The 24,561-nt window shown below is 59.7% G+C and carries 21 protein-coding genes; all 21 read left to right on the forward strand.

The genetic code is table 11. The features are described 5' to 3' along the window. Positions 1 to 3 precede the first annotated feature (3 nt). The gene (locus WG29040_RS12595; RefSeq protein WP_010656445.1) at positions 4 to 1,116 is read left to right on the forward strand and encodes a flagellar basal body P-ring protein FlgI; all 1,113 of its coding nucleotides are present in this window, start codon (positions 4 to 6) and stop codon (positions 1,114 to 1,116) included. Between the two features lie 10 nt (positions 1,117 to 1,126). Then, a complete protein-coding gene (flgJ, locus tag WG29040_RS12600) occupies positions 1,127 to 2,380 on the forward strand; it encodes a flagellar assembly peptidoglycan hydrolase FlgJ (protein WP_127196230.1) in 1,254 nt (417 codons plus the stop codon). 10 nt (positions 2,381 to 2,390) lie between these two features. Then, positions 2,391 to 4,439 (forward strand): flagellar hook-associated protein FlgK, encoded by a 2,049-nt coding sequence (gene flgK, locus WG29040_RS12605; RefSeq protein WP_003441804.1) that lies wholly within the window; start codon positions 2,391 to 2,393, stop codon positions 4,437 to 4,439. 14 nt (positions 4,440 to 4,453) lie between these two features. Next, a complete protein-coding gene (locus WG29040_RS12610) occupies positions 4,454 to 6,043 on the forward strand; it encodes a flagellar hook-associated protein 3 (RefSeq protein WP_003441807.1) in 1,590 nt (529 codons plus the stop codon). A gap of 354 nt (positions 6,044 to 6,397) precedes the next feature. Further along, positions 6,398 to 7,327, forward strand: a complete 930-nt coding sequence (locus tag WG29040_RS12615) for a ketoacyl-ACP synthase III (protein WP_003441810.1) — start codon at positions 6,398 to 6,400, stop codon at positions 7,325 to 7,327. Positions 7,328 to 7,614: 287 nt separating this feature from the next. Continuing rightward, complete coding sequence (locus WG29040_RS12620; RefSeq protein WP_127196231.1) at positions 7,615 to 9,336, forward strand: flagellin; 1,722 nt, start codon at positions 7,615 to 7,617, stop codon at positions 9,334 to 9,336. 73 nt (positions 9,337 to 9,409) lie between these two features. Further along, positions 9,410 to 9,760, forward strand: coding sequence for a flagellar protein FlaG (locus tag WG29040_RS12625; protein WP_003441816.1), 351 nt, complete (start codon positions 9,410 to 9,412; stop codon positions 9,758 to 9,760). A gap of 95 nt (positions 9,761 to 9,855) precedes the next feature. Beyond that, on the forward strand, positions 9,856 to 11,217 hold the full coding sequence (gene fliD, locus WG29040_RS12630) for a flagellar filament capping protein FliD (protein ID WP_003441819.1): 1,362 nt from the start codon (positions 9,856 to 9,858) through the stop codon (positions 11,215 to 11,217). A gap of 96 nt (positions 11,218 to 11,313) precedes the next feature. Then, positions 11,314 to 11,703, forward strand: a complete 390-nt coding sequence (gene fliS, locus WG29040_RS12635) for a flagellar export chaperone FliS (protein WP_010656441.1) — start codon at positions 11,314 to 11,316, stop codon at positions 11,701 to 11,703. A gap of 24 nt (positions 11,704 to 11,727) precedes the next feature. Continuing rightward, positions 11,728 to 12,021 carry a flagellar protein FliT gene (locus tag WG29040_RS12640; RefSeq protein ID WP_127196232.1) on the forward strand — a complete coding sequence of 98 codons (294 nt, stop codon included), beginning with the start codon at positions 11,728 to 11,730 and terminating at the stop codon, positions 12,019 to 12,021. A gap of 177 nt (positions 12,022 to 12,198) precedes the next feature. Continuing rightward, a complete protein-coding gene (locus WG29040_RS12645) occupies positions 12,199 to 13,674 on the forward strand; it encodes a sigma-54 dependent transcriptional regulator (RefSeq protein WP_003441828.1) in 1,476 nt (491 codons plus the stop codon). Positions 13,675 to 13,913: 239 nt separating this feature from the next. Continuing rightward, complete coding sequence (locus tag WG29040_RS12650; protein WP_003441830.1) at positions 13,914 to 15,080, forward strand: PAS domain-containing sensor histidine kinase; 1,167 nt, start codon at positions 13,914 to 13,916, stop codon at positions 15,078 to 15,080. Between the two features lie 5 nt (positions 15,081 to 15,085). Next, on the forward strand, positions 15,086 to 16,465 hold the full coding sequence (locus tag WG29040_RS12655) for a sigma-54 dependent transcriptional regulator (RefSeq protein WP_003441834.1): 1,380 nt from the start codon (positions 15,086 to 15,088) through the stop codon (positions 16,463 to 16,465). Positions 16,466 to 16,699: 234 nt separating this feature from the next. Further along, positions 16,700 to 17,032: a flagellar hook-basal body complex protein FliE gene (gene fliE, locus WG29040_RS12660; protein ID WP_003441837.1), complete on the forward strand. Its 333-nt coding sequence runs from the start codon at positions 16,700 to 16,702 to the stop codon at positions 17,030 to 17,032. A 15-nt stretch (positions 17,033 to 17,047) separates the two neighbouring features. Next, positions 17,048 to 18,829 carry a flagellar basal-body MS-ring/collar protein FliF gene (gene fliF / locus WG29040_RS12665; RefSeq protein ID WP_003441841.1) on the forward strand — a complete coding sequence of 594 codons (1,782 nt, stop codon included), beginning with the start codon at positions 17,048 to 17,050 and terminating at the stop codon, positions 18,827 to 18,829. Further along, complete coding sequence (gene fliG / locus WG29040_RS12670) at positions 18,822 to 19,844, forward strand: flagellar motor switch protein FliG (protein WP_003441844.1); 1,023 nt, start codon at positions 18,822 to 18,824, stop codon at positions 19,842 to 19,844. The genes fliF and fliG overlap by 8 nt, the downstream gene beginning before the upstream one ends. After that, complete coding sequence (gene fliH, locus WG29040_RS12675) at positions 19,845 to 20,612, forward strand: flagellar assembly protein FliH (protein ID WP_003441846.1); 768 nt, start codon at positions 19,845 to 19,847, stop codon at positions 20,610 to 20,612. It begins immediately after the preceding gene. Further along, positions 20,602 to 21,960, forward strand: coding sequence for a flagellar protein export ATPase FliI (gene fliI, locus WG29040_RS12680; RefSeq protein WP_003441848.1), 1,359 nt, complete (start codon positions 20,602 to 20,604; stop codon positions 21,958 to 21,960). The genes fliH and fliI overlap by 11 nt, the downstream gene beginning before the upstream one ends. 6 nt (positions 21,961 to 21,966) lie before the next feature. Next, positions 21,967 to 22,419: a flagellar export protein FliJ gene (fliJ, locus tag WG29040_RS12685; protein WP_003441852.1), complete on the forward strand. Its 453-nt coding sequence runs from the start codon at positions 21,967 to 21,969 to the stop codon at positions 22,417 to 22,419. 136 nt (positions 22,420 to 22,555) lie between these two features. Then, on the forward strand, positions 22,556 to 22,858 hold the full coding sequence (locus WG29040_RS12690; RefSeq protein ID WP_003441855.1) for an STAS domain-containing protein: 303 nt from the start codon (positions 22,556 to 22,558) through the stop codon (positions 22,856 to 22,858). Continuing rightward, complete coding sequence (locus WG29040_RS12695; protein WP_127196233.1) at positions 22,855 to 24,552, forward strand: fused response regulator/phosphatase; 1,698 nt, start codon at positions 22,855 to 22,857, stop codon at positions 24,550 to 24,552. Before WG29040_RS12690 ends, WG29040_RS12695 begins: the two co-directional genes overlap by 4 nt. The last annotated feature ends 9 nt before the right edge of the window (positions 24,553 to 24,561 follow it).

A 24,561-nucleotide genomic window follows, 5' to 3' on the forward strand; every position in this document is an offset into this window, starting at 1 on the left:
GTGATGACCGCCCATCTCAAGCACTTGCTGGCAGCCGTACTGCTGATGTCGACCGCCCTGGGCGTTCACGCCGAGCGGTTGAAGGACATCGCCAGCATTTCTGGCGTGCGCTCCAACCAATTGATTGGTTATGGCCTGGTGGTCGGACTTAACGGTACGGGCGACCAGACCACACAAACCCCGTTCACCCTGCAGACGTTCAACAATATGCTCTCGCAGTTCGGGATCAAGGTGCCGCCTGGCTCGGGTAACGTGCAGCTGAAAAACGTCGCCGCGGTGTCCATCAGTGCCGATTTACCGGCGTTCGCCAAGCCGGGGCAGGTGATCGATATCACCGTTTCCTCCATCGGCAACTCCAAAAGCCTGCGCGGCGGCACGCTGTTGCTCACACCGCTCAAGGGTATCGATGGCAATGTCTATGCGGTCGCCCAGGGCAATCTGGTGGTGGGCGGTTTTGATGCCGAAGGTCGCGACGGTTCGAAAATCACCGTCAACGTGCCTTCGGCCGGGCGCATTCCCGGCGGAGCTTCGGTAGAGCGTGCGGTGCCGAGCGGTTTCAACCAGGGCAACAGCCTGACCCTGAACCTCAACCGTTCGGACTTCACCACGGCCAAGCGCGTGGTCGACAAGATCAACGACTTGCTCGGCCCCGGTGTCGCCCAGGCGATTGATGGCGGCTCGGTGCGTGTCACTGCGCCACTGGACCCGAGCCAGCGGGTCGACTACCTGTCGATCCTGGAAAACCTCGAAGTCGATCCGGGGCAGGCAGTGGCCAAAGTCATCATCAACTCGCGCACCGGCACCATAGTGATCGGCCAGAACGTCAAGGTTTCGCCTGCGGCCGTGACCCACGGCAGCCTGACCGTCACCATCACCGAAGACCCGATCGTCAGCCAGCCGGGCCCGTTGTCCAACGGCCAGACCGCTGTCGTGCCGCGTTCGCGGCTCAATGCACAGCAGGAAGCCAAGCCGATGTTCAAATTTGGCCCGGGCACCACGCTGGACGAAATTGTCCGGGCGGTGAATCAGGTTGGCGCGGCGCCTGGGGACTTGATGGCGATTCTCGAAGCGTTGAAACAGGCCGGCGCCCTGCAAGCCGACCTGATAGTGATCTGAGGCCGTCATCATGGATATGCGTAAGAGCGGTGCGGTCAGTGGCAGCGATTCGGGCGCCTTTACCGACCTCAATCGTCTGAACAAGCTGAAGGTCGGCGACCGCGAAAGCGACAGCAACATGCGCAAGGTGGCGCAGGAATTCGAGTCGCTGTTCCTCAACGAGATGCTCAAGTCCATGCGCTCGGCGAACGAAGTGCTGGGCAAGGACAACCCGCTCAACACCCCGGCGGCCAAGCAGTATCAGGAGATGTACGACCAGCAACTGTCGGTGACCTTGTCCCGTCAGGGTGGCGGTATCGGTCTGGCCGATGTGCTGATGCGCCAGATGTCGAAGAACAAGTCCGCAGTGCCGGGGGAGGCCGCCACGGTTGCCTTGAACCCTGAGGTGAAAACACCTGCCCCGGTCGCCCCTGCGATCGACAGCCCGTTTGTGCGCTCCAGCGGCCAGCGTCCGCTGTGGGCTTCGCGGGTGGCCACCAGCGCCGTGGAAAGCGGCCATACAAACGATGTGGCGATGCTCAATCAGCGTCGTCTGGCCTTGCCGAGCAAGCTGACCGATCGCTTGCTGGCCGGGATCGTGCCTTCGGCCGATGCGGCCCACTCAACCCTCAATACCGGTACGGTGCCCGGGCGCACCAGCCCGTCGCTGGATGCGGTGATCAAAGGCAGCCGTCACCCCATGCTCAGCGCCGGCGGTGTGCAAGGGCGGATGCAGATTTACGGGCGTGCCGTGGCGCAACCGCCATTGGCTCCGGCCAAACAGGCATTCGAGTCGCCGGACGCCTTTGTGGCCACTATGTTGCCGATGGCGCAGCAGGCCGCCGACCGTATCGGTGTCGATCCGCTGTATCTGGTGGCGCAAGCGGCACTGGAAACCGGCTGGGGCAAGTCGGTGATGCGCCAGCAGGACGGCAGCAGCAGTCACAACCTGTTCGGCATCAAGGCCACTGGCAGTTGGCAGGGGCCGCAGGCTCGGGCAATTACCAGCGAGTTCAAGGGCGGGCAGATGGTCAAGGAGACGGCGGACTTCCGTTCCTACGACTCCTATCAGGACAGCTTCCACGATTTGGTCACGCTGTTGCAAAGCAACAATCGTTATAAAGAAGTGCTGAACGCAGCCGATAAACCAGAGCAGTTTGTTCGCGAGTTGCAGAAGGCCGGTTATGCAACCGACCCTGAGTACGCGAGCAAGATTTCGCAGATTGCCAAGCAAATGAAGACCTACCAGAGCTACGTCTCGACGGGTTCTTTCACGCATTTATAAGGTTTGAACCATGGCGAGTTTGATCAACATCGGGATGTCGGGGCTGAACGCCAGCCAGGGGGCTTTGGCCACGGTCGGCAATAACATTGCCAACGCCAACACCTCGGGCTACTCGCGCCAGCAGATCGTGCAGGGCAGTGCCGGCTCGCAGCAAGTGGGCGGGGTGTTTATCGGCACCGGCACCACCCTGGCTGACGTACGCCGGGTGTACAACTCCTACCTCGATGCGCAGTTGCAAACCACCACTTCGTTGAACGGCGATGCCCAGGCTTACCTCGACCAGATAGGTTCGGTGGACAAGCTGCTGTCAGATAAAAGTACCGGTGTCTCGGCCGTACTCAACAGCTTCTTCTCGTCCTTGCAAACGGCGGCCGGCGCCCCCGGCGACGCGTCCGCCCGCCAGTTGCTGCTGACCAATGCACAAGCCTTGAGCAACCGCTTCAACTCGATCTCGACCCAGCTCAACCAGCAAAACGAAGGCATCAACAGCCAGCTGGACACCCTGACCTCGATGGTCAACCAGCACACGGCCACCATTGCCTCGCTGAACAAGCAGATCGCCCAGGCCACCACCGCCGGCAATACGCCGAACAACTTGCTGGATGCCCGCAACGAGGCCGTGCGTACCCTGAATGAACTGGTCGGTGTAACGGTCCAGGAACACGACAACGTCTATGACGTGACCCTGGGGACGGGGCAGGCGCTGGTGCAGGGCAATACCTCCAATACCCTGTCGGCGGTGCCGGGCAAGGTCGATAAAAGCCAGTTCAGCATTCAGATCAACTACGCGCAGTCCAGCTCCGACGTGACCTCGGTCATCTCCGGCGGCAAGATCGGCGGCCTGTTGCGCTATCGCGATGACGTGCTGGCACCGGCCATGAACGATCTGGGGCGCACTGCGATTGTGGTCGCCGACGCGATCAACAAGCAGTTGGGGCAGGGCCTGGATGCCAATGGCGAGTTTGGCTCGTCGATGTTCAACAGCATCAACAGCGCGCAGGCCATCAGCCAGCGCAGCCTTGCCGCGACCGGTAACAGCCCGGGTTCGGGCAACCTGAACGTCAGCATCACCGACAGTGGCGCATTGACTGCCTACGACTATCAGGTGACGTTCACCAGCGACAAGGACTACACGGTCAGACGCTCGGACGGCACCAGCATGGGGGCCTTCAATCTGGATCAAAAGCCTGCTGCGGTCATCGACGGCTTCACCATGGACCTTAACGGTGGTGCGTTGAGCAAAGGTGATCAATTCAAGGTCAGCCCGACCCGCAACGGCGCCAGCAACATCGGCGTACAGATGAGCGATGCCAGTAAATTGGCGTTCGCCGGCCCTTTGGTGGCAGGCAAGGGCGGCTCCAACAGCGGTACAGGGGCCTTGAGCACGCCGAGCTTGTCCTCGGCGCTGGATATTTACGCGGGTGCCGACCTCGGCCTGGCGCAGTCGCAGATTGAAGGCGCAATGCCGGTACGGATTGCTTTTGACGAAGCTGCAAACGGCGCCCAGGGCTACCGCGTGCTGAACGAAAAAGGCGAGGAAATCGGTAAAGGCACCCTAGTGCCGGGCCAGGACAACAAGGTCACGATCAACCTGCCGGTGCTGGACGCTGCGGGCTTGCCGGTCACAAACGCCGACGGCACGCCGAAAACCATTGGCTTTGACACCACCATCAGCGGGTCGCCGGCCAAGGGCGACAGCTTCGACATCAAGTTCAACAAAGACGGCAAGGCGGACAACACCAACGCCAACCTGTTGCTGGGCCTGCAAACCAAAGCCACGGTCGGCGTCGGCAAGGACGGCACCGGCGGCGTCAGCATGGGTTCTTCCTACAGCCAGCTGGTGGCGAAAGTCGGTGGCCAGGCCAGTCAGGCCGCCGTCGACGGCACGGCCAACACCGCAGCGCTGGCGTATGCCACGCAGACCCGCAGCTCGGTGTCCCAGGTCAACCTGGATGAAGAGGCCTCCAACCTGGTCAAGTTTCAGCAGTACTACACCGCATCGTCGCAGATCATCAAAGCGGCGCAAGAAACCTTCAGCACGCTGATCAACAGTCTTTAAGGGAGTCCTCGACGATGCGTATCTCTACTTCCCAGTTTTTTGAGTCGACCAGTGCCACCTACCAGAACAACTTCTCGTCGGTGATCAAGACCCAGAGCCAGATCGACTCCGGCGTGCGCATTCAGACCGCTGGCGATGATCCGGTGGGTGCCGCGCGCCTGCTGCAATTGCAGCAGCAAAAAGACATGTTGGGTCAGTACACCACCAACATGAACGGTATCAAGGCGTCGCTGGGCAGTCAGGAAACCATCCTCGACAGCATCAACACCGCCCTGCAAAAGGCCAGTGAGCTGGCTCTGGGGGCTGGCAGCGGGAAAAGCGATGCCGATCGCGCGACGATTGCCAGCGAACTGGGGAGTATCGAAGACCAGGTGTTCAGCCTGCTCAACAGCAAGGATGCCGCGGGCAACTATATGTTCTCGGGCTCCAAGACCGATACGCCGCCCTATACCCGCAACAACGATGGCACTTACAGCTATCAGGGCGACGATACCCAGCTCAATCTCAAGGTCTCGGACACCCTGAGCCTGGCCGGCAGCGACACGGCCAAAAGCTTTATGGAAAACTCGGTCAATACCGGGCGTACACAGGTCACTGCACTGCCGGTGGTAGACGCAACCGGTGCGGTTATCCCGGACAATGGCAAGGTTTCGCTGTCCGCCGGTTTGATCACCTCAAGCCCGGTGTTCAATAAAGGCTTTGCCGAGGGTCAGCCCTACACCCTGGAATTCACCAGCAGCACCCAGTACAAGCTGACTGACGCCCAGGGCAAGGACGTGACCTCTGAAGTGCCAGGCAATGGTGTCTTCGATTCCACCAAGGAGGGTGCTCACAGCATCAGCCTGCGCGGCGCATCGTTCGACATCAACCTGAATCTCAAGGACATCCCGGCAGCCGATCAGGATGCGGCGGTGGCGGGGCACTCTTTCACCCTCGAGGCCAAACCCGACACCTTCAACACCTCCCGTACCCCGAGCAATACCTCGACGGCACAGATCACCGGGACTGGCGTGGCGGATGCCAAGGCCTACAGCGACAGCTTTCCGGGCAATGGTGCGGTGATCAAATTCACCAGTGACACCGAATACGAAATCTACGCCCAGCCAGTGACTGCCAGCAGCAAGTCGATTGCCACCGGCAGCATGACCGGCGACACGCTCAGCGCCATGGGGGTTACCTTCGATTTCACCGGCGCGCGCGCGGCTGGCGACCAGTTTGTGGTCAACAGCAACAACCACCAGAGTCAAAGTGCGCTGGACACCATCAGCCAGCTGCGTAAAGCGCTGGTGATCCCCAGCGACAAAGATCCGGCGGCCCAGCAGATCCAGAAAGACGCCATCAACTCGGCCATAGGCAATCTGAAAAACGCCAGTGCCGGGGTCGACAGTGCCCGGGGTTCGATTGGTGCGCGCTTGAAGGCGGTGGATATCCAGACCGACGAAAACATCAGCATGGGCCTGGCCAACGATTCCACCACTGCCGCCATTGGCAACACAGACATGGCCGGTGCTTCGATCGACCTGGCATTCCAGAAAGCCATGCTTGAAGCCTCGCAACTGGCCTTCGTCAAGATCTCCCAGCTGAGCCTGTTCAATCAGCTGTAATGCAGAATTTGCAGCATACCTGTGGGAGCTGGCTTGCCAGCGATACCGGCAAAACCGGCCTGTCTGAAGGGGCAGGGTGATGCTATCGCCGGCAAGACGACTCCCACTTGATCCTCGGTTTACCCGAAACGTTTTGTAAAAAACCGCACCAAATCGAGTGACCTATGAGTCATAACGCGCATCTTCACTGTATCGTGTGAAACGTACGGGCGGGTGCCGGGCCTTTTCCAGGCTGTTTTGTCTATTTTCATGCACCCATATTCGCCGCTTTTTGCGCGACTAAGCCCTTTTATTGTCAGCGCCCCTTGATTGTTCGAGCGGGTGATCTCCAGCTATTAGTATTGGGAAGCCACAATGATTGGCATTAAAAGCATCGCCAGTTACGTGCCTGCAAACGGTGTAGACAACTATGCCCAGGGCGCGAAGTTCTCCAAGGACGAAGACTTCATTCTGGGCAAGATTGGCTCGGCGTTTCTGCCGCGCAAAGATGCTGACCAGGAAACCTCGGACCTGTGTGTCGAGGCCGTCAACGCACTGTTTGCCAACAATCCGCAGCTCAAGCGCGAATCCATCGACGCGCTGATCGTCGTGACCCAAAACGGTGACGCAGAAGGTTTGCCCCACACCGCTGCCATCGTCCAGGACAAGCTGGGCCTGCCGACCCACGTGGCCGCCTTTGATATTTCCCTGGGGTGCTCGGGCTATGTCTACGGCATCTACGCGATGAAAGGCTTCATGGAAGCCACGGGCCTGAAAAACGGCCTGCTGATCACCGCCGACCCGTATTCGAAAATCGTCGACCCCGAAGACCGCAACACCACCATGCTCTTCGGCGACGCCGCTACCGCCACCTGGATGGGCGAAGACGCACCCTGGCAGCTGGGCAAGGCCAAGTTCGGCACCGACGGTTCGGGTGCCCCGCATTTGAAAGTCAGCGACGGCGTGTTCTTTATGAATGGCCGCCAGGTATTCAACTTCGCGTTGCTTAAAGTGCCTGCACACTTGCACGAGTTGATGGACGAGTCGCAACTGACCTCCCAGGACATCGACGCCTTCTGCATCCACCAGGGCAGCGCGGCGATCGTTGATGCGGTTGCTCGGCGCTTCGAAGGCGAGCCGGAGAAGTTCATCAAGGACATGGTCGAGACCGGCAACACCGTGTCCTCGAGCATTCCGTTGCTGCTGGAAAAGCACGTGATGGACACCCCTGACTGGAAGCGCGTGGCCCTGAGCGGCTTCGGCGTAGGCCTGTCATGGGGCTCGGCGATCATCTATCGCCCTTGAGCTGAGGCTTGAACCACAAAACGCCCATGGCCAGAAGCCATGGGCGTTTTGCGTTGTGGCGTCCCCACTGTAGGAGCTGGCAAGCCAGCTCCTACAGGCAAACAGATCAGCTCCGGGGCTGTGTAACCCCTTGAAACACAAGGGCTGGCCCCCTGCCAGTAAAAAAAATTAAAAAACCCCTCAAGCAACCTGCATTCACGACGATAACTATTACGAAGGTTCTCTAGGCCACACCCGGCGGTTGCCAGGGCCGGAAGCCGCAGTATTCATCCAATGAGGATTTCGTCATGGCTTTATCAGTAAACACTAACGTCACGTCCCAGACCGTTCAGAAGAACCTGAACAAAGCCGGCGACTCGTTGAGCACCTCGATGACCCGTCTGTCTTCCGGCCTGAAAATCAACAGCGCCAAAGATGACGCTGCCGGCATGCAGATCGCCAACCGTCTGACCTCCCAGGTTAAAGGCATGACTGTCGCCATCGCCAACGCCAACAACGGCTCGTCGATTGCCCAGACAGCTGAAGGCGCGATGCAAGAATCGACCAACATTCTGCAACGTCTGCGTGAACTGGCCCTGCAGTCCGCGAACGGTGATAAAAGCGCTGATGACCGTGCATCCCTGCAGCAAGAATTCACCGCCAAAGTCGGTGAGCTGACCCGTATTTCGTCGACCACCACCTTCGGTGGCCGTAACCTGCTGGACGGCTCGTTCCAGAACCAGTCCTTCCAGGTCGGTGCCGATGCCAACCAGACCATCTCGTTCGGCATGACCGATATCAGTGCTACCGGTTTGAAAGGTTCTTTCGGTGAGGCGAATGCTACTGGCGGGATCACGCAACTGGCTGCCAAGGTTACTGGTGGCGCGATCGATCTGAGCGGTACAACAACCCCGAACACACTTGCCACTGCTGCGGCCTATGCTACGCCAACCGCTGATCAGGTCCTCACATTTGGTGGTGCGAGCACAGGTAGCGTAACGCTGACTTCTGCAGAAGATACCGCTGCGAAAGCTGCCGATAAAATCAACCTGTCGTCAGGTACCACGGGCATTACTGCAAAAGAAAATGCGGGCAAGCTGGAGCTGAGCTCCACTGCAGCATTTACTGTGTCCAGCAGTATTGCCGGCAACTTCGCAACTGCAGCTACTGCTTCAGCTGCTGGTACACCTGTTACCGGGTTGGCCAAAGACGCTGATATCAATGTTAACGGTACGAAAATTTCGCTGACTGCCGGCATGAAGCTAGAAGGCACTGGCGGAGTCATTGAGACAATCAATGCTCAGACGACTGCCGCCGGTAAAACGGGTGTCACGGCAAGCGCTCAGGATGGTCGTTTGGTGTTGACCTCCCAGGACGGCAAGGCTGTGAGCCTGACCGACCAGGCAGATACGCCTGAAGGTAAAGGTGCTTTGGCGCAGTTGGGTCTGGCCGCAGGCAAGACCGAGGCTAAGCTGACAGCTGATACTTCAGTCACCATGAACGGCGTTGAAGTGAAGTTCAAAAAGGGCGACTCGATGGACTCCATCGTTTCTTCGATCAACAGTGCAAGCACCGGCGTAACCGCCAGCAAAAATGCTGATAACACGCTGAAGCTGTTCTCCACCAAGGACATCACTGTTGGTGACGGTAGCGCCGGTACTGGCTTGGACTCCCTGGGTCTGACTGCGAAAACCACAAGTTCCAACACTGTTGAAACCAGCGTAGCCAGCCTGAGCATTTTGTCCGCCGAAGGCGCTCAACAATCGATCCAGGCCCTGACTGGCGCAATCCAGCAGATCGATACTCAGCGTTCCGAGCTGGGTGCCGTGCAAAACCGTTTCGACAGCACTGTGTCCAACCTGCAAAGCATCTCCGAGAACTCGACTGCTGCCCGTGGTCGCGTTCAGGACACCGACTTCGCATCCGAAGCCGCAGAGCTGACCAAGCAACAAACCCTGCAACAGGCCGCTACCGCGATCCTGTCCCAGGCGAACCAGCTGCCGTCCGCTGTGATGAAACTGCTTCAGTAATTTCAGCCCTCGGTTGACAACGGAAGGGCGCGTTTACGTGCCCTTTCGTTTTTTTCAGTTTTGAGGTGATGGCATGGACATGAGCATCAAGCTGAACACCGCTTACCCGAGCCCTGCAGCGGTGCCGAACCCCGCGCCGGCACCGGTCGCAACCACTCAGGCAGGAGCGGTTTCTACCCCGGTGACAGGCAAGCCGCCTGAGCGTGCGGAGCTGGAAAAGGCTGTTAGTGACATACAAGCATTCGCACAGTCGAACCAGCGCAAGCTGGACTTTTCGATTGATGACACCACCGGCGTGATGGTGGTCAAGGTGATTGCCTCCGACAGCGGAGAGGTGATTCGCCAGTTACCTTCAGAGATGGCCCTCAAGCTGGCGCAAAACCTGGCTGATCCCCACAGCCTGCTTTTTCAGGGCAAAGCCTGAAGGTGGCATGAATTGTGATGCTGTCTGCTTCCTCGGCCTTGCTCGTCAAAAAAGCGTAAGCCCATAAAGCGGCAGCCCGGATAAGGAGAATACAGATGGCAAGTTCTACGATTACGGGTGTTGGTTCGGGTTTCGATACCATCGGTATTGTTAAAGCGTTGGTGGATGCTGAAAAAGCGCCCAAGCAAACCCAGATTACTGCGCAACAAAAAGACACCACGATTCAGTTGTCCGCTGTGGGCACGGTAAAAGGCGCGCTTGAAACCTATCGCGCAGCCATTGCCAAACTCAATAGTGTCTCCAGCTTCAACGGCCTGGCGGCTACCTCGTCAGACGAAAAAATTTCCAAGGTCACCATTGATGACAAGGCCTCCAGCGGTACCTACGCGCTGGATGTGACCAAGCTGGCGACCGCCTCGAAAGTTACCAGCAAGGTATTTGAGGGGGGGACCTCGTCAGTGGTCAACTCGGGTACCGAGCCCACGACCCTTACCATTTCGCAGTCCGGCAATGATTACAATGTATCGGTCCCGGCTGGCGCTACCCTGCAGCAAACCCGTGAAGCGATTAACACCCAGCTGCAATCCAAGGGCATCAGTGCCAACGTTTTGACCGATGCCAACGGGTCGCGCCTGGTCATCGGTTCGCAAACCACGGGCAAGGGTACTGACATCACCATCAGTGGTGACTCAGAGTTGTCGACCGGCTATGACGCCGGTAAAGCTCCAGAGAATGCCATTTACACCATTGATGGCATCGCCATGGAGTCCTCGAGCAACAAGATCACTTCGGCCATCAGCGGCGTGACGCTGGAGTTGATTGATACCAAGGCGTCGACCATTACCGTGGCCTCCAATACGGCAACCCTGAAAACCTCGGTCCAGTCCTTTGTCAGTGCTTACAACGCGCTGCTGACCAGTATCAACACGCAAACCAAAGTCACCGCCACCGGTGATGCCGCAACCACCACCTCGGGCGCCCTTACCGGTGATGCCTCGATGCGGCAACTGGTTAACGGTATTCGTAACGAGCTGCTGCAGAACAGCAGTTCGTCGAGCATGGGCAGTCTGTCCCAGATGGGTATCAGTACCGATCAGAAAACCGGGCTTCTGACCCTGGATGACAAGAAGTGGGATGCCGCAGTGGCAACCCCCAACGGTGCGCTGGAAATCAGCAAGGTGTTTACCGGTGACACCGGTCTGGTTGCGCGTATGACAAAGGCCACAGACAGCTATGTCGGTACCACCGGGCTGCTGGCGAGTCGAGTCACTGACTTGAATACCAAGCTGACGGATCTGACAACGCAGCAGGCGGATCTGGATCGACGGATGGAGAGCATGAAGACTTCCCTGACGTCCAAGTACACCGCAATGGACACCCTTATCGCCCAGATCAACGCCAGCAGCTCCAGCATCATGACCACTCTGAACTCGCTGAATAACCCTAAATCCAGCTGATTTCCCGCAGCCGGATCACTAAAGTTTTAGCCGTGACAGTCGACATAAAGATCAAGTCCTGGCCATTTTTGCCTGTCACCGTAATGAGGTAGCAACATGAACCCGATGCGCGCCCTTCGTCAGTATCAGAAGGTCAATTCCCACGCCCAGATCTCTGAGGCCAGCCCCCACCGCCTGATTCAAATGCTGATGGAAGGCGGTCTGGATCGCATGGCCCAGGCCAAGGGCGCGATGAGCCGTGGTGATATCCCGCAGAAGGTGGTGTTGATCACCAAGGCTATCGACATCATCACTGGCTTGCGCCAGGGCATGGATGAATCAAAGGCTGAAGACAAGGTCGCCTTCCAGCGCCAGGACAGCCTGTACGAGTACATGACCATCCGTTTGACCCAGGCCAATGCGCAGAACGATCCCGAAATCATCGACGAAGTGGCCCGCCTGCTGATCACGGTCAAAAGTGGTTGGGACGAGATTGCACCACAATAAAATTGAAGGCCCGAGGAGTGCGTCATGAGCCAACTGCAACGAATTCAAGAAACCCGTGAAGCACTGATCGATGCCCTGGCTGAACGCAACTGGGATGCCATCGGCCAGCTGGATTCAGCCTGCCGGGTGAGTGTCGAGAGTGTGCTGGATGAGGCGCCTGTGGATGAGGCGGTGTTGCGCGAGAATCTGGAAGGGTTGCTGGTGGTCTATCGCATGCTGCTGGAGGCGGCCACCGACGAGCGCCAACTGCTGGTCGAGCAAATGTCACAGATCAATCAAGCAAAAAGCGCATCAAAGGTTTACCATCTGTTCCGTTAAGGCATAAGGAATATGTGGTTAATTGACACATGCGCGCCATAAATTTGACTATGTATGTCTTTTGACTTAACTAGTGCTGTATTCTTTTTTCAGTCGTCTTAGATATCCAACAGGTTGGGGCGACTAAATATGCCCTGCGTTTCGGGGCATTGAGTTGACTAGGGAAGTTGCTATTGCATGTGGCGTGAAACCAAAATTCTGCTGATCGATGACGATAGCGTCCGCCGCCGCGATTTAGCGGTGATTCTGAATTTTCTGGGTGAAGAAAATTTGGCCAGCTCCAGCCTTGAGTGGGAGCAGGCTGTCAGCTGTTTGTCGTCCAGTCGCGAAGTGCTCTGCGTGCTGGTAGGTACTGTCAGCATCGCTGGCGGTGTTTCCAGCCTGCTTAAGACCCTGGCCGGGTGGGATGAGTTCCTGCCGATCATGCTTTTAGGTGAAATTTCTGCGGTCGACCTGCCGGAAGACCAGCGCCGCCGCGTTTTATCCAGCCTCGAAATGCCCCCCAGCTACAGCAAACTCCTCGATTCCCTGCACCGTGCCCAGGTCTATCGCGAGATGTATGACCAGGCCCGCGAGCGCGGCCGTCATCGCGAACCCAACTTGTTCCGCAGCCTGGTGGGCACCAGCCGGGCGATTCAGCATGTGCGGCAAATGATGCAGCAAGTGGCCGATACCGACGCCAGCGTGTTGATCCTCGGCGAGTCCGGAACCGGCAAGGAAGTGGTCGCACGCAATCTGCATTACCACTCCAAACGCCGCGATGCGCCATTTGTGCCGGTTAACTGCGGGGCGATTCCCGCAGAGTTGCTTGAAAGCGAGTTGTTCGGCCATGAGAAGGGCGCCTTCACCGGCGCAATCACCAGCCGCGCCGGGCGTTTTGAACTGGCCAATGGCGGCACGCTGTTCCTCGATGAAATCGGCGATATGCCGTTGCCGATGCAGGTCAAACTGCTACGCGTCCTGCAGGAAAGAACCTTTGAGCGTGTGGGCAGCAACAAGACCCAAAGCGCTGATGTGCGGATCATCGCCGCCACCCATAAAAACCTCGAAAGCATGATTGAAGTCGGCGCTTTTCGCGAAGACCTGTACTACCGCCTCAACGTCTTCCCGATCGAAATGGCGCCCCTGCGCGAGCGGGTCGAAGATATCCCGTTGCTGATGAACGAGCTGATTTCGCGCATGGAGCACGAAAAACGCGGCTCCATCCGCTTCAACTCCGGCGCCATCATGTCGCTCTGCCGTCATGCATGGCCGGGCAATGTCCGCGAGCTGGCCAATATGGTTGAGCGCATGGCGATCATGCATCCGTACGGGGTGATTGGCGTCGCCGAACTGCCGAAGAAATTTCGCTACGTGGACGACGAAGACGAGAACCTGGTCGACACCCTGTTCAGCGACATGGAAGAGCGGGTGGCGATCAACAACAGCACCCAGGACTTCAGCGCCACGGCGATGCTGCCCCCTGAAGGCCTGGACCTCAAGGACTACCTCGGTGGTCTGGAGCAAGGATTGATCCAGCAAGCGCTGGATGACGCCAATGGCATTGTCGCCCGCGCCGCCGAGCGCCTGCGCATTCGCCGTACCACCCTGGTCGAGAAAATGCGCAAATACGGCATGAGCCGTCGCGACGGGGAAGAGCCGGCGGAGGATTGACGCCTGCTACTGCTTTTGACTCTGTAGCAGCGAGCCAGCTCGCGAGCCTGTTGCTCCAGGATGCCCGGAAGCCGCCATCACCCGCGGGCTTGCGCCGGTACAGTTTCAAGCCGCTTCTTTAGGCACGGGTATTGCACCGCTTGGGTCAACGAACCGTTTTATGACGGTCAGCCAAGCGAGAACGCCCCATGCCGCACATAGCCCAACAGTCCTCTGGCCCTGATCTCGCAGGGCAAGCCATGTCGCTGGGGGCTACGCCGTCTACTCCGGCGCAACTGGAGCACGCGTTCTCGCTGTTCAATCAAATGTCGACCCAGTTGACCGATTCCTACAGTCTGCTCGAAGCCCGGGTCACCGAGCTTAAAGGTGAACTGGCATTTGTCAGCGCCCAACGCATGGCGGAACTTGCAGAGAAAGAACGGCTGGCCAACCGCCTGCAAAACCTCCTCGATCTATTACCGGGCGGGGTCATCGTGATTGATGACCGCGGCCTTGTGCGCGAGGCCAATCCTGCGGCCAGCGAGCTGCTTGGCTTGCCCCTGGAGGGCGAGCTGTGGCGCCACGTGATCGCCCGCTGCTTTGCCCCCCGTGAAGATGACGGGCACGAGGTATCGCTTAAAGACGGGCGGCGCCTGTCGATTGCCACCCGATCGCTGGATGCTGAGCCCGGGCAACTGGTATTGCTCAACGACCTGACAGAAACCCGGCGCCTGCAAGATCAACTCGCCCGCCATGAGCGTTTGTCTTCGTTGGGGCGCATGGTCGCTTCGCTCGCCCATCAGATCCGCACGCCGCTGTCGGCGGCACTGATCTACGCCAGCCATCTGACTGAACAGGTGCTTCCCGTCGAAACCCAGCAGCGCTTTGCCGGGCGTCTCAAGGAACGTCTGCATGAGCTGGAGCACCAGGTGCGCGACATGCTGGTGTTTGCCCGTGGCGAGCTGCCGCTGACCGATAAAGTTGCCCCCAAGGCCTTGATGCAGGCCCTTCAAGCCGCAGCCCAGACCCATGTTCAGGGCGTGTCGATGCGCTGGCAGTGCGACGCTTATGGCGGTCTTGTGTTGTGTAACCGCGACACCCTGGTCGGTGCATTGCTCAACCTGATCGAAAATGCCCTGCAAGCCGGTACACCTCAGGTGCGGCTCAAGGTTCATCTGTACGCCCGTGACAACACCTTGCGCCTGTGCGTCAGTGACAGCGGCAGCGGCATCGAGCCCAAGGTGCTGGAGCGTCTGGGCGAGCCGTTTTTCACCACCAGGGCCACCGGTACCGGGCTGGGCCTGGCGGTGGTCAATGCAGTGGCCCGGGCCCATCAGGGTCAGCTGCTTTTACACTCGCGGCCGGGGCGCGGCACTTGTGCCTTGCTCAGCTTGCCGCTGATTCCAGGCGAGGCGCAGGAAAACTGATGGCGATGGCAATCAAGGTTTTACTGGTCGAAGACGATCGCGCTCTGCGTGAAGCCCTGGCGGACACCCTGTTGCTGGCCGGGCACGGTTTTCGCGCGGTGGCATCGGCCGAAGAAGCGCTGGAGGCAGTTGCTGGCGAGTCATTCAGCCTGGTGATCAGCGACGTCAATATGCCCGGTATGGACGGGCACCAATTGCTTGGCCGGTTGCGTGTCAGCCAGCCGCAATTGCCGGTGTTGCTGATGACCGCCCATGGCGCCGTCGAGCGCGCCGTGGATGCCATGCGCCAGGGTGCGGCGGACTATCTGGTGAAGCCGTTTGAGCCCCGGGCGCTGCTGGATCTGGTCGCCCGGCATGCGCTGGGTAGCCTTGGGGCGGCAGACAGCCAGGGACCGGTGGCGGTTGAGCCGGCCAGCCTGCAATTGCTCGATCTGGCGGCGCGAGTGGCCCGCAGCGACTCCACGGTGCTGATCTCGGGCGAGTCGGGCACCGGCAAAGAAGTGCTCGCGCGCTACATCCACCAGCATTCGCACCGCAGCAGTCAGCCGTTTGTGGCAATCAACTGCGCGGCAATCCCCGACAACATGCTCGAAGCCACCTTGTTCGGCCATGAAAAAGGCTCGTTTACCGGGGCCATTGCGGCGCAGGCGGGCAAGTTCGAACAGGCGGACGGCGGCACCTTGCTGCTCGACGAAATCAGCGAAATGCCCCTGGGGTTGCAGGCCAAATTGTTGCGGGTGCTGCAAGAGCGCGAAGTCGAGCGGGTCGGCGGGCGCAAGCCGATTGCGCTGGATATACGCGTAGTCGCCACCACCAACCGTGATCTGGCGGGGGAGGTGGCAGCGGGGCGTTTTCGCGAGGACCTGTACTACCGGCTTTCGGTCTTTCCTCTGGCCTGGCGCCCGTTACGCGAGCGCACCGCGGACATCCTGCCGTTGGCCGAGCGCTTGTTGGCCAAGTACATCAGCAAAATGAAGCACACCGCGGTGCGCTTTTCGCCCCAGGCCAGAGCCTGTCTGACCACCTATGCGTGGCCGGGCAATGTACGGGAGCTGGACAACGCGATTCAGCGGGCGCTGATCCTGCAGCAGGGCGGTTTGATTGAAGCGCCGGACTTCTGCCTGGCAGGTCCGGTGGCGTGCGCGCCATTGCCGGTTTTGGTCGAATCCTTGCCGCTTGATACGGCCGAGTCGTCGGGAGCGCTGGGTGATGATCTGCGTCGCCGCGAGTTCGAGATGATCATCGAGACCTTGCGCGCCGAGCGCGGCCGTCGCAAAGAGGCCGCCGAGCGTCTGGGCATCAGCCCGCGCACATTGCGCTACAAGCTGGCGCAAATGCGCGATGCCGGGATGGATGTCGAGGCCTGCCTGTTTGCCGCGACGTAACCGGGGCCGTGGCTGTAGTCGCTGACGAGGCTGCGATGGCGTTGTTCTGGCTTCGCGGCCGCTGCGCATCCGATCGCAGCCTGGTGCCTCTTCAGCGACAACGGGAGTTTCTGTCTGCGACGATTGGTAACGTTAATTCTTCGAAAACGACAAAGAGCTGGCACCCTTGTTGCTACACCCCAGGATGCGTTGTGAAAGTGTCAAAAAATTGCGGGTCGTCGGAGGCAGTCGTCCATGAGCCAAGGTATTGAATTTAATCGATTGATGTTGGACATGCGGGCCATGCAAATGGACGCCATGGCCCAACCGAAATCGGCTGTGCAGGCCGTTCCCGAAGCGGGTGCCAGCAGCTTCTCCGACATGCTCGGCAATGCGATCAACAAGGTCAGTGAGACGCAGCAGGCGTCGAGTCAGTTGTCGAACGCGTTCGAAATCGGCAAAACCGGCGTTGATCTGACTGACGTGATGATTGCGTCGCAAAAAGCCAGCGTCTCCTTTCAGGCATTGACCCAAGTGCGTAACAAGCTGGTTCAGGCGTACCAAGACATCATGCAGATGCCGGTTTAAGGACGATATTAAGTCATGGCTGATGCACTCCCGGATAACGTTCCGGCCAATCCAGGCCCGGCCGGCGGCAAAGCGCCGCTGTTCGGGTTGTCTTTTCTGGACAACCTGGCCGAAATGACCATGTTGCGTCAGGTCGGCCTTATGGTCGGTCTGGCTGCGAGCGTGGCGATTGGCTTTGCCGTGGTGCTGTGGTCGCAACAACCCGATTACCGGCCGCTGTACGGCAGCCTGGCCGGTATGGATGCCAAGCAGGTCATGGAAACCCTGGCCGCCGCCGACATTGCCTACACCGTTGAGCCCAACTCTGGCGCCTTGCTGGTCAAGGCCGATGACGTCTCCCGTGCCCGGCTAAAACTTGCCGCCGCCGGCGTCACGCCTACCGACAGCAATATCGGCTTTGAAATCCTGGATAAAGACCAGGGCCTGGGCACTAGCCAGTTCATGGAAGCCACCCGCTATCGCCGTGGCCTGGAAGGCGAACTGGCGCGCACCATTTCCAGCCTCAACAACGTCAAGGGCGCCCGGGTGCACCTGGCGATCCCCAAGAGCTCGGTGTTCGTGCGCGATGAGCGCAAGCCCAGCGCCTCGGTGCTGGTCGAGCTGTACGGCGGCCGTTCGCTGGAGCCGGGCCAGGTGCAGGCGATCATCAATCTGGTGGCCACCAGCGTTCCGGAGCTGAACAAGTCGCAGATCACGGTTGTCGACCAGAAAGGCAACCTGTTGTCCGATCAGGCGCAAAACTCCGAGCTGACCATGGCCGGCAAGCAGTTCGACTACAGCCGACGCATGGAAAGCATGCTGACCCAGCGGGTGCACAACATCCTGCAGCCGGTGCTGGGCAATGACCGCTACAAGGCGGAAGTGTCTGCCGATGTTGATTTCAGCGCAGTCGAGTCCACCTCCGAGCAGTTCAACCCGGATCAGCCGGCCCTGCGCAGCGAGCAATCCACCAGCGAGCAGCGCACCGCCAGCAATGGCCCCCAGGGCGTTCCCGGGGCACTGAGCAATCAGCCCCCGAGCCCGGCGTCGGCGCCGCAACAAACCGCCCAGGGCGGTGCAGCAGGCGCGGGCATGATTCAGCCCGGCCAACCGCTGCTGGATGCCAATGGTCAACAAATCATGGACCCGGCGACCGGCCAGCCGATGTTGGCCCCGTACCCGGCAGACAAGCGCTCGCAATCGACCCGCAACTTTGAACTGGACCGCTCCATCAGCCACACCAAGCAGCAGCAGGGTCGGGTCAATCGCCTGTCCGTGGCGGTGGTGATCGACGACAAGGTCAACATCAACCCGGCCAACGGTGAAGTTACCCAGGTGCCATGGACCAGCGATCAACTGGCACGTTTTACCCGGCTGGTGCAGGACGCGGTGGGTTTTGATGCCAGTCGTGGCGACAGTGTCAGCGTGATCAACGTGCCGTTCTCCACCGAACGCGCGGAAGTGGTTGCCGATATTCCGTTCTATTCCCAGCCCTGGTTCTGGGATGTGCTCAAGCAAGTGCTGGGTGTGCTGTTCATTCTGGTGCTGGTGTTCGGGGTGTTGCGTCCGGTGCTGAACAACATCACCGGCCATGGCCGCAACAAGCAGGTGGCGGGTATTGGCAGTGATGCCGAGATGGGCAGCCTGGATGGCGAACTGGCCAACGATCGCGTCAGCCTTGGGGGCCCGCAAAGCATCATGCTGCCGAGCCCGAGCGAAGGCTATGACGCGCAGTTGAACGCCATCAAGAGTCTGGTGGCTGAAGACCCGGGCCGTGTGGCTCAGGTGGTAAAAGAGTGGATCAACGCTGATGAGTGATAACCGAGCTGCTGCCAACGCCAAGCTGACCCGGGTCGACAAGGCAGCCATTTTGCTGCTGTCCCTCGGCGAGTCTGATGCGGCCCAGGTACTGCGCCATATGGGGCCCAAAGAAGTCCAGCGGGTGGGTGTGGCGATGGCGCAAATGCGCAACGTGCACCGCGAGCAGGTTGAACAGGTGATGAGCGAGTTCGTCGAGATCGTCGGTGACCAGACCAGCCTGGGGGTCGGCTCCGACAGTTACATTCGCAAAATGCTCACCTCGGCCCTGGGCGAAGACAAAGCCAACGGCCTGATCGATCGCATCCTGCTGGGTGGCAACACCAGCGGCCTCGACAGCCTGAAGTGGATGGAACCCCGTGCCGTGGCGGACGTGATCCGTTTTGAACACCCGCAGATTCAGGCCATTGTGGTGGCCTATCTCGACCCCGATCAGGCGGGCGAAGTGCTCGGCCACTTTGATCAAAAGGCGCGGCTGGACATCATCCTGCGCGTTTCCTCGCTCAACACCGTGCAGCCGGCGGCACTTAAAGAGCTGAACCAGATCCTCGAAAAGCAGTTCTCCGGCAACTCCAACGCTGCGCGCACCTCTTTGGGCGGCATCAAGCGGGCGGCCGACATCATGAACTTCCTCGACAGCTCGATGGAATCTCAACTGATGGATTCGATTCGCGACATCGACGAAGACCTGTCAGGGCAGATCGAAGACCTCATGTTTGTCTTCAACAACCTGGCGGATGTCGACGACCGCGGCATTCAGGCGCTGCTGCGCGAAGTGTCCTCGGACGTGCTGGTACTGGCCCTCAAGGGCTCCGACGAGAACGTGCAGGAAAAAATCTTCAAGAACATGTCCAAGCGTGCCGCCGAATTGCTGCGCGACGACCTGGAAGCCAAAGGCCCGGTACGGGTCAGCGATGTCGAAACCGCACAGAAAGAAATCCTCACCATCGCCCGCCGAATGGCCGAAGCCGGAGAAATCGTTCTCGGCGGGAAGGGCGGCGAAGAGATGATCTAAGTGAGCAATGGTGAGTCGCCCGGAGATGTGATTCGCGCCAAGGATGTGGGGGCCTTCGACGTATGGGGCCTGCCCAGCTTTGACCCGTGGCGCGAGCCGCTCGAGGTTGAGCCCGAGGTGGTCGAGGAGCCGCCGGTCGAGATGCAGGAGGTGCCGCTGGATGAAGTCCAGCCGCTGACCCTTGAGGAGCTCGAAAGCATCCGCCAGGAAGCCTACAACGAAGGCTTTGCCACGGGTGAAAAGGAAGGCTTTCACAGCACTCAGCTCAAGGTGCGCCAGGAAGCCGAGGTCGCTCTGGCGGCCAGGGTGGCCAGCCTTGAACGCTTGATGAGCAGCCTGATGGCGCCGCTGGCCGAGCAGGACCAGCAGCTGGAAAAAGCCATGGTCGGCCTGGTCGAGCACATGACCCGCCAAGTGATCCAGCGCGAACTTAAAACCGATTCCAGGCAGATCGAACAGGTATTGCGCGAGGGCCTGAAGCTGTTGCCCATGGGTGCCGATAACATTCGCCTGTTTATCAATCCCCAAGACTTCGATCAGATCAAGGCCTTGCGCGAGCGTCACGACGAACGCTGGAAAATCGTCGAAGACGACAGCCTGCAAGCGGGCGGCTGCCGTATCGAAACCGAACACAGTCGCATCGATGCCAGTATCGAAACCCGGATCAAACAGGCAATGAGTCAGCTGTTCGATCAGCTTCACGAGCAGGCATTGCACCCGGCGCCGCCGGACATCGACGTCGATCTGGACCAGCCCGATGCACCTTAAGCGCACCAGCTTCGCCAGGCGCCTGGGCGCCTATGCCCCGGTGGTCGCATTGCCCGCGCAGCCGGTAGTCGAAGGCCGCCTGTTGCGCATGGTCGGCCTGACCCTGGAAGCCGAAGGCCTGCGCGCGGCCATGGGCAGTCGCTGTCTGGTGATCAACGATGACAGTTTTCACCCGGTGCAAGTCGAAGCCGAGGTGATGGGGTTTTCGGGCAGCAAGATTTTTTTGATGCCCGTTGGCAGTGTCGCCGGAATCGCCCCGGGTGCCCGGGTGGTGCCCCTGGCCGATAACGGTCGCTTGCCAATGGGCATGAGCATGCTCGGTCGTGTACTCGATGGTGCGGGGCGGCCGCTGGACGGCAAGGGCGGGATGAAGGCCGAAGACTGGGTGCCGATGGATGGCCCGGCCATCAACCCGCTCAAGCGTGATCCCATCAGCGTGCCGCTGGACGTGGGCATTCGCAGCATCAACGGTTTATTGACGGTCGGCCGTGGACAGCGTCTGGGCCTGTTTGCCGGTACTGGCGTGGGCAAGAGTGTGCTGCTGGGCATGATGACCCGCTTTACCGAGGCCGACATCATCGTGGTCGGGCTGATCGGCGAACGGGGTCGCGAGGTGAAGGAATTCATCGAGCACATCCTCGGCGAGGAGGGCCTCAAGCGTTCTGTGGTGGTGGCATCCCCGGCTGACGATGCGCCGCTGATGCGTCTGCGCGCGGCCATGTACTGCACACGTATTGCCGAATACTTTCGTGACAAGGGCAAGAACGTGTTGCTGTTGATGGACTCGCTCACCCGATTTGCCCAGGCCCAGCGTGAAATTGCCTTGGCCATTGGCGAGCCTCCGGCCACCAAGGGCTATCCGCCTTCGGTATTTGCCAAGTTGCCCAAGCTGGTGGAGCGGGCCGGTAACGCCGAAGCCGGGGGCGGCTCGATCACTGCGTTTTACACCGTGCTGTCCGAAGGCGATGACCAGCAGGACCCGATCGCTGACTCGGCGCGGGGCGTGCTTGACGGGCACATTGTGCTGTCCCGGCGTCTGGCCGAAGAAGGTCATTACCCGGCGATCGACATTGAAGCGTCCATCAGCCGGGTGATGCCGTCAGTGGTTACCCCGGAACACATGCGTCGTGCCCAGCAGTTCAAGCAGTTGTGGTCGCGCTTCCAGCAGGCCCGGGACTTGATCAGCGTGGGGGCATACGTGCCCGGCGGCGATCGCGAAACCGATACCGCGATTGCCTTGCAGCCAGCGATGGTGGCGTACCTGCGCCAGGGGCTGAACGACAATATCAGCCTGGGTGAAAGTGCTGGTCATCTGGGGACAATCTTCGCTCCGGCCGCGGGCGGTTAATCGACCATGGCCAGTGATGGAAGGGCAGCGCGTCTGGCGCCGGTGGTGGACATGGCCGAAAAAACCGAGAAGGCCGCAGCGCAGCGGCTGGGGCATTTCCAGGGCCAGGTCAATCTGGCCAACAGCAAACTCGGCGACCTGGAAAACTTCCGCGGGGAATACCAGTCGCAATGGATTGAGCGCGGCAGCCAGGGCGTCACCGGGCAATGGTTGCGCAACTATCAATACTTCCTCAACCAGCTTGAAACCGCCGTCGGGCAGCAGCGCCAAAGCCTGGTCTGGCATGAGAACAACCTCAACAAGGCCCGCGAAACCTGGCAACAGGCCTATGCCCGGGTGGAAGGGCTGCGCAAACTGGTCCAGCGTTACGCCGAAGAAGCCCGCCAGCTGGAAGACAAGCGCGAGCAAAAACTGATGGACGAGCTGTCCCAGCGTTTACCGCGTAACAATCCTTACTGAAATCCCCCCTCTCCTGTAGGAGCGAGCAGGCTCGCGAGCAGGCTCGCTCCTACAGAGTTTGTGCGGCGTCACTCCCTGGGTTTCAGAGCGTCTATAGTTTGCGGGTCAACCCGAAACCCGACACGGGAGCTCCCCCATGGCAGTGACGTCTGAAATCTCCGCAGATGGCCGCAAGCTGACGATCGCGATCAAAGGCCGGTTCGACTTTGCCAAGCATCAGCAATTTCGTGAGGCTTACGAAAAGCTCGACTCTGATACCGAATGCGTGGTGGATCTGAAGGAAGCGACCTACGTCGACAGTTCGGCGCTGGGCATGCTGTTGTTGCTGCGCGACCATGCCGGCGGCGACAACGCAGAAATCAGGGTGATCAACAGCAACCCGGATGTACTCAAGATTTTCAATATTTCCAACTTCGACAAACTGTTCGATATCACGTGAACACCTCCCTGACCGTGTTGATTGCCGAGGACAGCAGCGCTGACCGCCTGCTGTTGTCGAGCATTGTGCAGCTTCAGGGGCATAACGTGCTGCTGGCAGCCAATGGTGCTGAAGCCGTAGCGCTGTTTGCCCGGGAGCGTCCACAGCTGGTGTTGATGGATGCTGTGATGCCAGTGATGGACGGATTCGAGGCCGCGCGCCAGATCAAAGCATTGGCGGGCGAGGTGCTGGTACCGATCATTTTTCTCACGTCCCTGAATCAGGCCGATGCCCTGGCCCGCAGTCTCGAGGTCGGCGGCGACGACGTGCTGAGCAAGCCTTACAACCCCATGCTGCTGGCGGCGAAAATCACCGTGATGGACCGGATGCGGCGTCTGCAGGAAACCGTGCTGCAACAGCGTGACCAGATCGCTCGGCATAACGATTACTTGCTCAACGAGCAGCGGGTGGCCAAGGCCGTGTTTGACCGGGTGGCACACGCGGGCTGTCTGAGTGCGCCCAATATCAGTTACCTGCAATCGCCCTATGCCTTGTTCAATGGTGATTTATTGCTGGCGGCCTACACCCCGACCGGAGATACCCATCTTCTTTTGGCCGACTTTACCGGGCACGGCCTGCCGGCTGCGATTGGTGCCATGCCTTTGGCAGAAGTGTTTTACAGCATGACGGCCAAAGGCTACGGGCTGGCCGAAATGCTCCGGGAAATGAACGCCAAGCTCCAGGGCATCCTGCCCGTCGACATGTTTTGCTGCGCCACGGTGCTGTGCGTCAGTGCCCAGCGGCGCAGTGTCGAAGTCTGGAACGGCGGCATGCCCGATGGCTATCTGCAAGCCCGGACCACGGAGCAGCGCAGGGCATTGACCTCGCAGCACCTGCCGTTGGGCATATTGCGTGCCGAAGCCTTCGATCACTCCACCCGTGTATGGCCAATGCTGCCCGGTGACCAACTGTTTTTACTGACCGATGGTGTGATCGACACCAGCGGCCCGGATGAGCAGCTGTTCGGAGTTGAGCGCTTGCAGCAGGTACTGGATGCCAATCGCCAGCCGCACATGCTGATTGCCGAGGTCGAACAGGCCCTGCACGATTTCCAGGGTCATTCCCGTGATGATGTGAGCATGGTGCAGATCACGTCACAGTTGCCGCAGCCTCTGGATGTGCCGGTCATGCCTTATTCAGACAGTGACCAGTGCAGCCCGCTGGACTGGTCGGCCAGCTTTGAATTCCGCGGGGCCACGCTGCAACGGTTCAATCCGCTGCCCTATCTGTTGCAACTGCTGATGGAGGTTCACGGCTTGCGGGCCCGGGGTGCAGTGATTCATGCGGTACTGTCCGAGCTTTACAGCAATGCTCTGGAGCACGGCGTTCTGGGTCTTGATTCACGGCTCAAGCGAGATGCCCGGGGGTTTGCCCGCTATTACCAGTTGCGTAATGAACGTCTGGCAGCGCTGCGAAGCGGGTTTGTGCGGGTGCGGGTGCAGGTCGAACCTGTGCCACGGGGCGGGCGCTTATTGCTGCAGGTAGACGACAGTGGTGAGGGTTTTGATGTTGCAACAGTGCTGTCCAGACCGCTGGACCTGAACCGTCTGTCGGGGCGTGGGGTGAGTTTGGTACGCCAACTGTGCCCTGCAGCGCAATGGTCCGCCGATGGTCGCAGTGCGACCGTAGAGTTTTCATGGGAGGCTCTGGCATAATCCGATCAT

The organism is Pseudomonas sp. PAMC 29040, from assembly GCF_003994535.1.
GTDB classification, from domain to species: Bacteria; Pseudomonadota; Gammaproteobacteria; order Pseudomonadales; family Pseudomonadaceae; genus Aquipseudomonas; species Aquipseudomonas paraversuta.